Genomic DNA, 13,102 nt, shown 5'->3' on the forward strand with positions numbered 1-13,102 from the left:
ACCATGAACATGGACGAAGTGCTGCAGATCTTCATCGCCGAAAGCCAGGAGCTGTTGCAGCAGATGGAAGAAGCCCTGCTGCAGCTGGAAAACAGCCCGGGCGATGCCGACACCATCAACGCGATCTTTCGTGCCGCCCACACCATCAAGGGTTCGGCAGGGCTGTTCGGCCTCGACGTGATCGTCGCCTTCACCCATATCGCCGAAAGCGTGCTGGACCGGGTGCGCACTGGCGAGCTGCACTTCGACAAGGAGATGACCGCCCTCTTCCTGCAGGTGGGCGACCACCTGGCGCGCCTGGTCGCGCTGGTCGACGGCGGCACCGACCTGCAGTGCATGGACCCCGATACCCAGGCGCTGCACGAGCAACTGGGTGAGCGTCTCACTCATTACCTGGCCCCCGCAGCGGACGCCGGACGCGTGCCGGCCGCCGCCACACGTATCGAACGCGGCCATGGTCCGGGCGTTGGTGCCGACCACTGGCACCTGTCCCTGCGCTTCGGCCCCGACACCCTGCGCAACGGCATGGACCCGCTGGGTCTGTTCCGCTACCTGAATACCTTCGGCCGCATCATCAGCATCGTTCCGCTGCTCGATCGCATCCCCGCAGCCGCCGAGATGGACCCGGAAACCTGCTACCTGGGTTTCGAGGTCGCCTTCGCCAGTGACGCCGACAAGGCCACCATCGACGGTGCCTTCGAGTTCGTCCGTGAAGACAGCCTGATCCGCATCCTGCCGCCCAACAGCAAGTCGGACGAGTACCTGGAGCTGATCCGCGCCCTGCCCGAAGAAGACATGCGTCTGGGCGAAATCCTCATGCGTTGCGGCACCCTGACCGCCAGCGAACTGCAGGACGTGCTGCACGCCCAGGTGCAGGGCCAGGAGCGCGACGAGCCGCGTCCGATCGGCCGGGTGCTGGTGGAAGAGAGCCTGGTGCAACCACCGGTGATCGCCGCCGCGCTGCAGAAACAGCAGCAGATCAAGGAAAACCGCAGCAACGAGAACAGCCTGATCCGCGTCGATGCCGGCAAGCTGGATCGCCTGATCGACCTGGTGGGTGAACTGATCATCGCCGGTGCCGGCGCGCGCATGACCGCGCAGAACTGCGGCCACCCGGAAATGCTCGAAGCCACCGAGCTGCTTTCGCGACTCGTGGAAGAAGTCCGCGACTCGGCACTGCCGCTGCGCATGGTGCAGATCGGCAGCACCTTCAACCGCTTCCAGCGCGTGGTGCGCGACGTGTCCGGCGAGCTCGGCAAGGACATCGCCCTGTCCATCAGCGGCGGCGAGACCGAGCTCGACAAGACCGTGGTCGAGCGCATCACCGACCCGCTGACGCACCTGGTACGCAACGCCATGGATCATGGCATCGAACCGGTCGACACGCGCCTGGCACGGGGCAAGCCCGCCCAGGGCAACGTCTCGCTGAACGCCTACCACGATGCCGGCAGCATCATCCTCGAGGTCAGCGACGACGGCGGCGGCCTCGACTCACAGCGCATCCTCGCCAAAGCCCGTGAACGCGGCCTGGTCGGCGAGGGCCAGACGCTGACCGAGAAGGAAATCTTCGCGCTGATCTTCGAGCCCGGCTTCTCCACCGCCGAGCAGGTCAGCAACCTGTCCGGACGCGGCGTCGGCATGGACGTGGTCAAGCGCAACATCGCCGCCCTGCGCGGCACCATCGAGCTGGACAGCAGCCTCGGCCAGGGCACGCGCATCCGTATCCGCCTGCCCCTGACCCTGGCGATCATCGACGGCTTCCTGGTCAGCGTCGGCCAGGCCGGCTACGTGATTCCGCTGGAGCTGGTGGAGGAATGCATCGAGCTGCAGGCCGACACCCTGCTGGAACGCGGGCATCTCGAACTGCGCGGGCAGATGTTGCCCATCGTCCGCCTGCGCGAGCTGTTCGAGGACGACAGCCCGGCGCCACGGCGCGAGAGCGTGGTGGTGGTGCAACAGGCAGGTCTGCGCGCCGGGCTGGTGGTCGATCAGTTGCTCGGTGAATTCCAGACGGTCATCAAGCCACCGGGCAAGGTGTTCTCCAGCTGCCCGGGCCTCGGCGGCTTCACCATTCTCGGTGACGGCGCGGTGGCCTTGATCCTCGACATTCCCAGCCTGCTCACCCAACTCACCAGCACCCCGGAAGCCCCGCGCCGGGCGAGGCTCGAAGCATGAACATGGCAACGCTTGGGCACGAGTCCACCGCACACCAGTACCTGACCTTCATCCTGGCCGGCGAGCACTACGCCGTCGATACCCTGAGCGTACGTGAGATCCTCGAGTACACCCGCTTCACTCCGGTGCCGCGCATGCCGCCCACGGTGCGCGGCGCGACCAACCTGCGCGGTGCCGTGGTGCCGGTGATCGATCTGCTGGCGCGCTTCAGCGGCGAGCGTACGACGCTCGGCAAACGCACCTGCATCGTCATTCTCGACGTACCCGACGAGGATCGTCCGCAGCCTCTCGGCGTGCTGGTCGATGCAGTCAGCGCAGTGCGTGAGATCAGCCCGCACGAGATCCAGCCGGCACCGGCTTTCGGCAGCCATCTGCGCAGCGAATTCATCACCGGTGTCGTTCGCCTGGACGATCGCTTCGTCACGCTCCTGGCACTCGATCAGGTACTCGATCTGGAAACACTTGGCACCTCCACCACCAGCGACGTCGGCAGAACCGTACGGCCTTGATCTCACCCGCGACTCTCCATTCGAAAGGATCTCCAGCATGCTCAGCAACTTCAAGATCGGTACCCGGCTCATCGTCGCGTTCGTCCTGGTCGCGGGAATCAGTGCCATAGTCGGCCTAGTCGGCCTGTCCAACACCTCGACCATGAACGACCTGGCAGACAGGATGTACTCCAGGGAACTGGTAGGCCTCTCCAAGATCAAGGATGCCAACATCAACCTCATCTACATTGGCCGAGCCCGCGCCAACTTCCTTCTCGCGACCACCCAACAGGATCGTGATCGGATTCGCGCCGATATCACCAATTACAGCGAAACTGCGCGAAAACTGATCGATGAGGCCCGTCTGCAGTTCGCCAGCGAGCGCTCCATGGAGCTTTTCCGAGAGGCCGACTCGGTCTGGAAGGACTACCAGAGCAGCATGGATCAGACGTTGCAAACGGCGGCCAATCAAGCCTTGTACGCGGAGAACCCCGAACTGCAGCGGCAGCTGACCCAGACACGTGCATACGGCGACAAGATCGACAGCATCTTCTCCGAGCTCTCGCGCATCAAGGAGACCAACGCCAGCGATGCCAACGATCAGACCACCGAGCTCTACGAAGCCAGCCGCGACATCATGATCGGCGTCATCATCGGTGGCCTGCTGATCGGTGTCGTGCTCGGCCTGCTGATCAGCCGCAGCATCACCCGCCCGCTCAGCCGCGCGGTGGAAGCCGCCAACCTGCTGGCCGAAGGCGACTTGCGCGTGAAACTCGATAGCACCGCTCGCGACGAGACCGGCCAGTTGCTGAAGTCGATGGGCAACATGAGCGAGAAGCTCACGCAGATCATCGCCGAGGTACGCGGCTCCGCCGACTCGCTGTCCAGCGCCTCCGAGGAGATTTCCTCGACCGCCCAGAGCATGAGCCAGGCGGCTTCCGAACAGGCGGCTTCGGTGGAGGAAACCAGTGCGTCGATGGAGCAGATGTCCGCCTCCATTTCGCAGAACACCGAGAACGCCCGGGTCACCGACGGCATGGCCAGCAAAGCCTCCAACGAAGCGGGCGAAGGCGGCCAGGCGGTCAAGGACACCGTGCGAGCCATGAAGACCATCGCCGACAAGATCGGCATCGTCGACGACATCGCCTACCAGACCAACCTGCTGGCCCTCAACGCCGCCATCGAGGCGGCCCGGGCCGGCGAGCACGGCAAGGGCTTCGCGGTGGTCGCCGCGGAAGTACGCAAGCTGGCCGAGCGCAGCCAGGTGGCGGCCCAGGAAATCGGCGAAGTCGCCAAGAACAGCGTGGCCCTGGCCGAACGTGCTGGCACCCTGCTCGACGAGATCGTCCCGTCCATCGCCAAGACCTCCGACCTGGTGCAGGAAATCGCGGCGGCCTCCGACGAGCAGAGCAGTGGCGTCAGCCAGATCAGCACGGCGATGAACCAGCTCAGCGAACTGACCCAGCAGAATGCCTCGGCTTCCGAGGAGCTCGCCGCCACCGCCGAGGAAATGAGCGGCCAGGCCGAACAGCTGCAGCAACTGATGGACTTCTTCCGCCTCAGCGGCAGTGGCGAGCGCATCACCACCGTCAATCCACCACGCAACAGGCCACAGACCAACCGCGGCAACGGCGGCACACGCCAGCTGCGTGAAGACGAGGGCCAGCAAGGCCATGGCACAGGCCTGCCGGCCGGTTACGTGCGCTTTCAGGAGTAAGCCATGAGCTCCGATACCCGGCTGCTCGACGACGCTACCGCAGTGTCGGGCCAGTACCTGACCTTCACCCTGGCTCAGGAACTGTTCGCGGTGGAAATCCGTGCCGTACGGGAGATCATCGAGTACGGCCGGCTGACCACGGTGCCGATGATGCCGCCAAGCATTCTTGGCGTGATCAACCTGCGCGGCGCGGTGGTGCCGGTGATGGATCTCGGCCAGCGCTTCGGCGGCCGGGCCACGGCCATCGGCCCGAGAACCTGCATCGTGATTCTGGAGATACTCAACCAGACCAGCACCCAGGTGATCGGCATGGTGGTGGACGCCGTCAACGAGGTCCGTGAACTGAGCGCCGAGCAGATCGAACCGACGCCCAGCTTCGGAGGCAGCATCCGTACCGATTTCATTCGTGGCATGGGCAAGCTGGATGAGCGGCTGGTGGTGATGCTCGACATCAGCCGGATCATTTCCGCGCAAGAGCTCGTGGCACTGGACCAGGCCGAACGGCATGGTCTCGACGGCGCTCGAGCCTGACATGCACGAGAGCACCCACAGCGCCCTCTCCGACCGGGAGTTCGGCCAGTTCCGTCAATTGATCCACGAGATTGCCGGCATCCACCTTTCCGACGCGAAGAAGCCGCTGGTAGCCGGGCGCCTCAACAAGCGCCTGCGCACCTTCGGCATGGCCAGCTACGGTGACTACTTCAAACGTCTGGGCAAGGATGCCGCGGAGCTGCAGACCTGCGTGGACCTGCTGACCACCAACGAGACCTACTTCTTCCGCGAACCCAAGCACTTCGACTTCCTGCGCGAGCTGCTGCACAAACCCGGTGCCATTCCCAGCGGGCGACCGCTGCGCGTCTGGAGTGGCGCCTGCTCCAGCGGCGAAGAGCCTTACACGCTAGCGCTGCTGCTGGCCGAACGGCTCGGTGAGAGGCCCTGGGAAATTCTTGCCTCGGATATCAGCCAGCGCATCCTGGCCCAGGCCCGCAGCGGCGTTTACGACCTCGAGGACAGCCGGAACATCCCCCGGCATCTGCTGGTGAAGTACTGCCTGCGCGGCGTCGACGACAACCAGGGACGCATGATGATCGTCCCGTCACTGCGCCAGCGCATCCGCTTCGAGCAGATCAACCTGAACAGCGCACTACCGGACCTGGGGCTGTTCGACGTGATCTTCCTGCGCAACGTGATGATCTACTTCGACGCCGACACCAAACGTCAGGTGGTCGGTCGCCTGGTCAAGCACCTGCGCCCGGGCGGTCACTTCTTCATCAGTCACTCGGAGAGCCTGAACGGCGTCAACGACACGCTCAAGGTCGTCAAACCTTCGATCTATCGCAAGCCCGATGACTAAGACCCCCTCCATCGCCGAGGTCTACCTGCAGCCCGGCGACTATCATTTCGGCGGCCCCTATACCCGTGTGCGAACCCTGCTTGGCTCCTGCGTCTCGATGGTGCTCTGGCACCCCCATGCGCGCCTGGGCGGCATGTGCCATTTCATGCTGCCGACGCGCGGGCGCCCGACCGCCCACCCGGACGGTCGTTACGGCGACGAAGTCATGAGCCTGCTGTGCGACGCCATCGGGCTGAGCGGCACGCGGCTGGCCGACTATCAGGCACGCATCTTCGGTGGTGGGCATATGTTTCCCGCGCTCATGAATGGCAACCGCCGGCACGTGGGCCTACAGAACGTTGACATGGCCAGGCGTCTAATCACCGAGAAGAAGCTCAGTTGCCATGGCGAACACGTAGGCGGAGTCGGGCATCGCAACCTGATCTTCGACATCTGGAGCGGCCATCTGGCCCTGAAGCAGACGGCGCCGACCGCGATCTCCGGTCGCCCCTCTGGAGAGCAATACGCATGAAACCGATAAAAGTCATGATCGTCGACGACTCCGCCGTGGTGCGCCAGGTGCTGTCCTCGGTGCTGGCCAGCGACCCGGCGATCCAGGTCATCGGGACGGCCGCCGATCCGCTGTTCGCCCTCGACAAGATGCAGCGCGAGTGGCCCGACGTGATCGTGCTGGACGTGGAAATGCCGCGCATGGACGGCATCACCTTTCTCAGGAAGCTGATGAGCGAGCGCCCCACGCCCGTCGTCATCTGCTCCACGCTGACCGAGAAAGGCGCCGCCACGACCATGCAGGCGCTCGCCGCCGGCGCGGTGAGCATCGTCACCAAACCCCAGGCCAGCCTCAGCAAGTTTCTGGTCAATGCCAGCGACGATCTGGTCAATGCGGTGAAGGCCGCAGCGCGCGCCAACGTCCGCAGCCTGGCGAAGAACAAGGCAGTACCCGCCGCGCCCGTGCAGGGCAAGCTCAGCGCCGACGTCATCCTGCCGCCGGGCCAGGGCGCCATGGCGCGCACCACCGAACGTGTCGTGGCCATCGGCACGTCCACCGGTGGCACCCAGGCACTGGAGTACATCCTCACGCGCCTGCCGCGGGTGTGTCCCGCACTGGTGATCGTCCAGCACATGCCCGAACGTTTCACCGCCGCCTTCGCCGAACGCCTCAATGGCCTCTGCGAGCTGGAGGTTCTGGAGGCGCGGCATGGCGACCGGGTACTGCCAGGCCGCGCCCTGATCGCCCCCGGTGGCCGCCACCTGCTGCTCAAGCGCAGCGGTGCCCAGTACCAGGTGGAAGTGGTCGATGGCCCGCCGGTCAGCCGTCACAAGCCCTCGGTGGACGTCCTGTTCCGCTCCACAGCCCGTGCAGCAGGCGCCAACGCCACCGGTGTCATCATGACCGGCATGGGTGACGACGGTGCCCGCGGCCTGCGCGAGATGCACGAGGCCGGTGCCCTCACCCTTGGCCAGGACGAAGCCAGTTGCGTGGTCTACGGCATGCCCCGAGAGGCCATGAAACTGGGCGCCGTGAGCCGCGAGATAGCGCTGGAGCAGATCCCCGCGGCCATCCTGCGCGGTTAGTGCAGGGACGGTCGGCAGCCACCAGCCTTTCCTCGCCCGCACCGTGGGGCGTAGAATCGGAGCATTTCCCGCCATCCACCCTTCGGCGGGCCTGTGAGCCCAGGCAGGCAGACGGAGATCCCGTCGTGCGCCATGCCACCTTGCGTCGCGGTCATCTGCCGCTGATCCGCTCACCCACCTATCAATGCCTACCTGATTAGCCGCAGGAATCCGTCATGCCTGATTACCGCTCGAAGACCTCCACCCACGGCCGCAACATGGCCGGCGCCCGTGCACTGTGGCGCGCCACCGGGATGAAGGACGAAGACTTCAAGAAACCGATCATCGCCATCGCCAACTCCTTCACCCAGTTCGTGCCCGGCCACGTGCACCTGAAGGACCTGGGCCAGCTGGTCGCCCGCGAGATCGAGAAAGCCGGCGGCGTGGCCAAGGAATTCAACACCATCGCCGTCGACGACGGCATCGCCATGGGCCACGACGGCATGCTCTATTCGCTGCCGAGCCGCGAGATCATCGCCGACTCCGTGGAGTACATGGTCAACGCTCACTGCGCCGACGCCATCGTGTGCATCTCCAACTGCGACAAGATCACCCCCGGCATGCTGATGGCCGCCCTGCGCCTCAACGTTCCGGTGATCTTCGTTTCCGGCGGTCCCATGGAGGCGGGCAAGACCAAACTGGCCAGCCACGGCCTGGATCTGGTCGACGCCATGGTCATCGCCGCCGACTCCAGCGCCTCCGACGAGAAGGTCGCCGAGTACGAGCGCAGCGCCTGCCCGACCTGCGGTTCGTGCTCCGGCATGTTCACCGCCAACTCGATGAACTGCCTGACCGAGGCCTTGGGCCTGGCCCTGCCGGGCAACGGTTCGACCCTGGCCACCCACAGCGACCGCGAACAGCTGTTCCTGCAGGCTGGCCGTACCATCGTCGAGCTGTGCAAACGCTACTACGGCGAGAACGACGACTCGGTGCTGCCGCGCAACATCGCCAACTTCAAGGCGTTCGAGAACGCCATGACCCTGGACATCGCCATGGGCGGTTCCACCAACACCATCCTGCATTTGCTGGCCGCGGCTCAGGAAGCCGAGATCGATTTCGACCTGCGCGATATCGACCGCCTGTCCCGTCACGTGCCGCAACTGTGCAAGGTCGCGCCGAACATTCAGAAGTACCACATGGAAGACGTGCACCGCGCTGGCGGGATCTTCTCGATCCTCGGTTCGCTGGCCCGTGGCGGCCTGCTGCACACCGACCTGCCGACCGTGCACAGCCGCAGCATGGAAGAAGCCATCGCCAAATGGGACATCACCCAGACCGACGACGAAGCGGTGCACCACTTCTTCAAGGCCGGCCCGGCCGGTATTCCAACGCAGACCGCATTCAGCCAGTCGACCCGCTGGGAAACCCTCGATGACGACCGTGAAAACGGCTGCATCCGCAGTGTTGAACACGCCTACTCGCAAGAAGGCGGCCTGGCCGTGCTGTATGGCAACATCGCCCTGGACGGCTGTGTGGTGAAAACCGCCGGTGTGGACGAGTCGATCCACGTCTTCGAAGGCAACGCGAAGATCTTCGAAAGCCAGGACAGCGCCGTGCGCGGCATCCTTGCCGACGAAGTGCAGGCTGGCGACATCGTCATCATCCGCTACGAAGGCCCGAAAGGCGGCCCGGGCATGCAGGAAATGCTCTACCCGACCTCGTACCTGAAATCCAAGGGTCTGGGCAAGGCGTGTGCACTGCTTACCGATGGCCGCTTCTCCGGCGGTACATCCGGCCTGTCCATCGGCCACGCTTCGCCGGAAGCGGCTGCCGGCGGCGCCATCGGCCTGGTACGCGATGGCGACAAGGTGCTGATCGACATTCCGAACCGCTCGATCAACCTGCTGGTCAGCGATGAGGAAATCGCCCACCGCCGTCATGAGCAGGACAAGAAGGGCTGGAAACCGGTCGAACAACGTCCACGCAAGGTGACCACCGCACTGAAGGCCTACGCCCTGCTCGCCACCAGCGCCGACAAGGGCGCGGTGCGCAACAAGGCGTTGCTGGACGGCTGATCCCCTCGCGCGGCACATGGAAAACCCGGCCTTGTGCCGGGTTTTCCGTTTTTGGCGATGCAGACAGCGACGCCTCACGTGGCGCCCCGGCTGTCGCGTCACTCGACCCAAGGCGGCGTTTTTGCACGGAACGGATCGCCAGCAAGCCGGCTCCTACAGTTATAGCCTGGAGGACGCATGAAGATTGGCCTGATCGCCGACACCCACGGCCTGTTGAGACCCCAGGCACTGGCAGCGCTGCAAGGCGTCGACCACCTGATCCACGCGGGCGATATCGGCGGGCCGCAGATCCTTGCCGAGCTCGAACGCATCGCGCCGCTGTCGGTGGTGCGCGGCAACAACGACAGTGATGCCTGGGCCGATGCCATCCCGGAAAGCCTGACCCTGCGCTTCGGCGCGATCAGTCTGTATGTGCTGCATGATCTCAAGAAGCTGGCTATCGACCCCAAGGCCGAAGGTATCGACGTGGTGATCGCCGGGCACTCGCACAAGCCGCTGCATGACGAGCGCGACGGCGTGCTCTACCTGAACCCGGGCAGCGCCGGCCCACGACGCTTCAAGCTGCCGATCAGCGTGGCCCTGCTGCGTATCGACGGTGACACGGTGCGGTTCGAACTGATTACGCTGGAGGTCTGATGCAAGGCGATAGCGGGCCTTCGATTTGGTGGGCTAAAGCCCACCCTACAGCCGCGCATCTAGCCGTAGGGTGGGCTTTAGCCCACCAATTGGCCCCCGACTACGAACGGCTGCTATCGCCACAAAGACGTCCTGCCGAGGCAACGACCTTGAAAAACACGCCTTTCGAAGCCATCTGTATGAATACAGATTTTTTCGATTCGTCCACTCACTTGATGGAGTCCCCATGACCCTCGATGAACTCAACACCCTTCCCGGCGTAACCGGCAAGCCTGACGTCGCCACGGCGGATTTCGTCTACAACCACACCATGATCCGCGTGAAGGATCTGCAGAAGTCCCTGGATTTCTATACCCGTGTGCTGGGTTTCACCCTGCTGGAGAAAAAGGACTTCCCGGATGCCGAGTTCAGCCTGTACTTCCTCGCGTTGATCGCCGACAAGTCGCAGATCCCGGCCGACCCGGCAGCACGCCATCAATGGCGCAAGTCCATCCCGGGCGTACTGGAGCTGACCTACAACTACGGCACCGAGAAGGATCCGGAATTTTCCTACCACAGCGGCAACAGTGACCCGCGCGGCTTCGGTCACCTGTGCGTGGCAGTGCCGGATATCAAGGCGGCTTGCCAGCGCTTCGAAGACCTGAGCGTAGACTTCCAGAAGCGCCTGACCGACGGGCGCATGAGCAACATCGCCTTCATCAAGGACCCGGACGGCTACTGGGTGGAAATCATCCAGTTCACCGAAGTGGACTGATTGACGTGGCGCCCCGCTGTTGACCGGCGGGGCGGCCGCCCCGCCTACTTGCGCTCGACCTTGTTGTCGATGCCTCCCAACTGCACCTCCGGCTCATCACCGCTCCAGCGCACCTGCTGACTGACGCCAGTAACGTTCAGCTTGGCCTGGCCTTCGAACTGCAGATCCAGTTCGTGCTCGGCCCCTTCTACCGTGACCACTGCCGGTTGCTCGCCCGCGGTGATCGCCGTGCGAACCTGGTTGTTGCTGGTGTCGACGCTCAACGCATTGACGCGCTCGGCGATCACCTTGTGTTCGGCACCCGATACTGTAAGCGACTTGGCCGTATCCAGCGTGACCTTGTGCTCCGAGCCGTAGACCAGCACGGCGCCACACTCACCGGTCAGGTGAATGACGTTGGCATTGCCGGTAATGTTCACGTCCTGGCTTTTGCAGGATACGTCTCGCGACAGGCCGATCCCCTCGATATTCAGCGGCTCCGCCTGGGCCAGCGTAGCTGTGCCGGCCAGCAGCAAACCTGCCATCAGCGTCTTGTTCATGGGCACATCCCTCTCTGTCAGTGATGGCCCGGAAGACGTCTGAGGGCCGATGCTATGACAGATGCCCAGGAAAGAAGGTTCTCCGCTGCATGCGACTCAATTCGCGGTTTGCAACGCCGCTCTCAACCAATCGGCAAGCCTCTCGGCGCGCTGACCGCTACGCCGTTCCGGTACCCAGAGCGACAGCTGCGCCTCGGTTTGCACGAAGCCCCAGGGCGCGACCAGCCGCCCTGCAGCGAGATCGTCCGCCACCAGTTGCAGCGGCGCGATGGCCACGCCAAGGCCCGCCGACGCAGCCTCGAGCAGGTAATACAGGTGCTCGAAACCCTGCCCCAGGCGCATGTCCGCAGGCTGCAGGTTCATCGCCGCCAGCCACTGCGGCCAAGCCTGGGGGCGCGAGGTGGTATGCAGCAACGCCTCCTGCAGCAACGTCTCGGGAGCAGCCTGGCTCAGTTCCGAGAACCTTGGGTGGCGCGGACTTATCACCGGCCCGATGGATTCGCGCGCCAGCTCGAATACGCGCATGTCCGCAGGCCACGGCGGTTCGGCGTAGAGCAGGGTGGCGTCCACCTGAGGGCTGCGCGGGTCCAGTTCGCCCTGGCTGGTGGACAGCTGCAGCCGCAGCTCGGGCAAAGCCCCGTTGAGCCGGTCCAGGCGCGGAATGAACCAGCGCGCCAGCAGGCTGCCGGGACAACCGAGCACGAAAGGTGTATCGACTTCCCGCTGGCGCAGCTCGCCACACACCTGCCGCAGGCGGGTGAACGTCTCGCCGCTGACATCACGCAGGCGTATGCCTGCGTCGGTCAGCTTCAAGCCCCGCCCGTCCTTGGTGAACAGCGCCACGCCAAGCTGCTCTTCCAGCGTGCGGATCTGCCGGCTCACCGCACCATGAGTGACGTGCAACTCAACCGCCGCACGGCTGACGCTGCCCAACCGCGCGGCGGCCTCGAAGGCATGCAGGGCGTTGAGCGACGGCAGATCCTGGGCCATCTCAGTCCACCAGCTCAGGCAGAAAACGGGTGTCCATGCTGTAGCGCCTGGGGTTGCTCGGGTCGATCATCACGGTGACCAGCGACTCGCTGATGTAGGGGCCCGGATCGAACCACAGGTTTTCACTGCGAAACACATGCAGCTTGTTGGTTTGCGGGTTCAGCCACTGGGCGACGATGCGGTACGGGTTGCGGCCGTTGATGCTCAGCGAGCCATTGAGCTCGACATCCACCAACTCGGCCTGCACCGCTGTGCCGCTGACCCGCAACTCGGCGGCGCGGCGCTTGGCGAACAGCGGCGGCAGCACGAACAACAGACCAATCGCCAGAAAGACCGCGCCGATGCCACCGACGATCAGGCTACCGATCCAGTTCTGCTCGAAGCTGTCGATACGCGCGCGCTCAGGCTCCTGCGGGTCGTAATACACCGCCACGCGTTCACCGATGTCGAACGACGGCGGCGTACTGCAGGTGCTGCTGTGATACTCGCCCAGCGTGCCATCGAGCGTGGTGAAGGACACCGTCGGGCAGCCGTCCTCGACATCCACGATGGAGCCTTCGACGCGCATCATCTGCGCCTCGCCGCTGATGCGCGAGACCTGAATGCCGATGGCAACCGCCAGCAGCAGCGCGCCGATACCTGGGAACAGCCATAACCATGCTGTTTTCATCCTGCCTCCGACCTGTGCATAAAATTCATAGCTGAACGATCATCGACCAACTCGCTCAGGATGCCAATGGTTGGGCTTTCAAGCCTACACAGTTGCAATGCTTCGCAGGCCCTACCCGCTACGAAGTAGCTGATGATAGGTGATTTTTAA

General features: G+C 64.3%; 13 protein-coding genes. 10 read left to right on the forward strand and 3 right to left on the reverse strand.

Annotated features, from left to right (window positions below):
- Positions 1-3 precede the first annotated feature (3 nt).
- The 10 genes from QRN22_RS10430 to gloA all read left to right on the forward strand — a co-directional run bounded on the left by QRN22_RS10430 (position 4) and on the right by gloA (position 10,753).
- Positions 4-2,175, forward strand: coding sequence for a chemotaxis protein CheA (locus QRN22_RS10430; RefSeq protein WP_042555930.1), 2,172 nt, complete (start codon positions 4-6; stop codon positions 2,173-2,175).
- Entirely contained in the window at positions 2,172-2,684 is a 513-nt protein-coding gene (locus QRN22_RS10435) for a chemotaxis protein CheW (protein ID WP_042555929.1), read from the forward strand. The genes QRN22_RS10430 and QRN22_RS10435 overlap by 4 nt, the downstream gene beginning before the upstream one ends.
- A 37-nt stretch (positions 2,685-2,721) precedes the next feature.
- Entirely contained in the window at positions 2,722-4,380 is a 1,659-nt protein-coding gene (locus QRN22_RS10440) for a methyl-accepting chemotaxis protein (protein ID WP_042555928.1), read from the forward strand.
- A 3-nt stretch (positions 4,381-4,383) separates the two neighbouring features.
- Entirely contained in the window at positions 4,384-4,911 is a 528-nt protein-coding gene (locus QRN22_RS10445) for a chemotaxis protein CheW (RefSeq protein ID WP_042555927.1), read from the forward strand.
- Position 4,912: 1 nt separating this feature from the next.
- Positions 4,913-5,734 (forward strand): CheR family methyltransferase, encoded by an 822-nt coding sequence (locus tag QRN22_RS10450; RefSeq protein ID WP_042555926.1) that lies wholly within the window; start codon positions 4,913-4,915, stop codon positions 5,732-5,734.
- The gene (locus QRN22_RS10455; RefSeq protein ID WP_042555925.1) at positions 5,727-6,245 is read left to right on the forward strand and encodes a chemotaxis protein CheD; all 519 of its coding nucleotides are present in this window, start codon (positions 5,727-5,729) and stop codon (positions 6,243-6,245) included. Before QRN22_RS10450 ends, QRN22_RS10455 begins: the two co-directional genes overlap by 8 nt.
- Positions 6,242-7,309, forward strand: coding sequence for a protein-glutamate methylesterase/protein-glutamine glutaminase (locus QRN22_RS10460; protein WP_042555924.1), 1,068 nt, complete (start codon positions 6,242-6,244; stop codon positions 7,307-7,309). Before QRN22_RS10455 ends, QRN22_RS10460 begins: the two co-directional genes overlap by 4 nt.
- 215 nt (positions 7,310-7,524) lie before the next feature.
- Positions 7,525-9,363 (forward strand): dihydroxy-acid dehydratase, encoded by a 1,839-nt coding sequence (gene ilvD / locus QRN22_RS10465; protein WP_042555923.1) that lies wholly within the window; start codon positions 7,525-7,527, stop codon positions 9,361-9,363.
- Between the two features lie 177 nt (positions 9,364-9,540).
- Complete coding sequence (locus QRN22_RS10470; protein ID WP_042555922.1) at positions 9,541-9,999, forward strand: metallophosphoesterase family protein; 459 nt, start codon at positions 9,541-9,543, stop codon at positions 9,997-9,999.
- A gap of 226 nt (positions 10,000-10,225) precedes the next feature.
- Entirely contained in the window at positions 10,226-10,753 is a 528-nt protein-coding gene (gloA, locus tag QRN22_RS10475) for a lactoylglutathione lyase (protein ID WP_042555921.1), read from the forward strand.
- A 44-nt stretch (positions 10,754-10,797) separates the two neighbouring features.
- On the opposite strand, the gene QRN22_RS10480 is transcribed toward gloA, so the two are convergent.
- The 3 genes from QRN22_RS10480 to QRN22_RS10490 form a co-directional block, all read right to left on the reverse strand.
- The gene (locus QRN22_RS10480) at positions 10,798-11,292 is read right to left on the reverse strand and encodes a DUF3060 domain-containing protein (protein ID WP_042555920.1); all 495 of its coding nucleotides are present in this window, start codon (positions 11,290-11,292) and stop codon (positions 10,798-10,800) included.
- Positions 11,293-11,388: 96 nt separating this feature from the next.
- Positions 11,389-12,282 carry a LysR family transcriptional regulator gene (locus tag QRN22_RS10485; RefSeq protein ID WP_042555919.1) on the reverse strand — a complete coding sequence of 298 codons (894 nt, stop codon included), beginning with the start codon at positions 12,280-12,282 and terminating at the stop codon, positions 11,389-11,391.
- Position 12,283: 1 nt separating this feature from the next.
- Positions 12,284-12,952, reverse strand: coding sequence for a DUF3592 domain-containing protein (locus QRN22_RS10490; RefSeq protein WP_042555918.1), 669 nt, complete (start codon positions 12,950-12,952; stop codon positions 12,284-12,286).
- Positions 12,953-13,102: the final 150 nt, after the last annotated feature.

Origin of the sequence: Pseudomonas sp. MEJ086, assembly GCF_030209025.1 — a bacterium.
GTDB classification, from domain to species: domain Bacteria; phylum Pseudomonadota; class Gammaproteobacteria; order Pseudomonadales; family Pseudomonadaceae; genus Aquipseudomonas; species Aquipseudomonas fulva_A.

What these genes read in the sequence shown, in the direction of transcription:
- QRN22_RS10440 (WP_042555928.1), top strand. Translation starts at nt 2,722, where the DNA reads ATGCTCAGCAACTTCAAGATCGGTACCCGGCTCATCGTCGCGTTCGTC.
- QRN22_RS10450 (WP_042555926.1), top strand. Translation starts at nt 4,913, where the DNA reads ATGCACGAGAGCACCCACAGCGCCCTCTCCGACCGGGAGTTCGGCCAG.
- QRN22_RS10445 (WP_042555927.1), top strand. Translation starts at nt 4,384, where the DNA reads ATGAGCTCCGATACCCGGCTGCTCGACGACGCTACCGCAGTGTCGGGC.
- gloA (WP_042555921.1), top strand. Translation starts at nt 10,226, where the DNA reads ATGACCCTCGATGAACTCAACACCCTTCCCGGCGTAACCGGCAAGCCT.
- QRN22_RS10485 (WP_042555919.1), bottom strand. Translation starts at nt 12,282, where the DNA reads ATGGCCCAGGATCTGCCGTCGCTCAACGCCCTGCATGCCTTCGAGGCC.
- QRN22_RS10460 (WP_042555924.1), top strand. Translation starts at nt 6,242, where the DNA reads ATGAAACCGATAAAAGTCATGATCGTCGACGACTCCGCCGTGGTGCGC.
- QRN22_RS10435 (WP_042555929.1), top strand. Translation starts at nt 2,172, where the DNA reads ATGAACATGGCAACGCTTGGGCACGAGTCCACCGCACACCAGTACCTG.
- QRN22_RS10455 (WP_042555925.1), top strand. Translation starts at nt 5,727, where the DNA reads ATGACTAAGACCCCCTCCATCGCCGAGGTCTACCTGCAGCCCGGCGAC.
- QRN22_RS10480 (WP_042555920.1), bottom strand. Translation starts at nt 11,292, where the DNA reads ATGAACAAGACGCTGATGGCAGGTTTGCTGCTGGCCGGCACAGCTACG.
- ilvD (WP_042555923.1), top strand. Translation starts at nt 7,525, where the DNA reads ATGCCTGATTACCGCTCGAAGACCTCCACCCACGGCCGCAACATGGCC.
- QRN22_RS10470 (WP_042555922.1), top strand. Translation starts at nt 9,541, where the DNA reads ATGAAGATTGGCCTGATCGCCGACACCCACGGCCTGTTGAGACCCCAG.
- QRN22_RS10490 (WP_042555918.1), bottom strand. Translation starts at nt 12,952, where the DNA reads ATGAAAACAGCATGGTTATGGCTGTTCCCAGGTATCGGCGCGCTGCTG.
- QRN22_RS10430 (WP_042555930.1), top strand. Translation starts at nt 4, where the DNA reads ATGAACATGGACGAAGTGCTGCAGATCTTCATCGCCGAAAGCCAGGAG.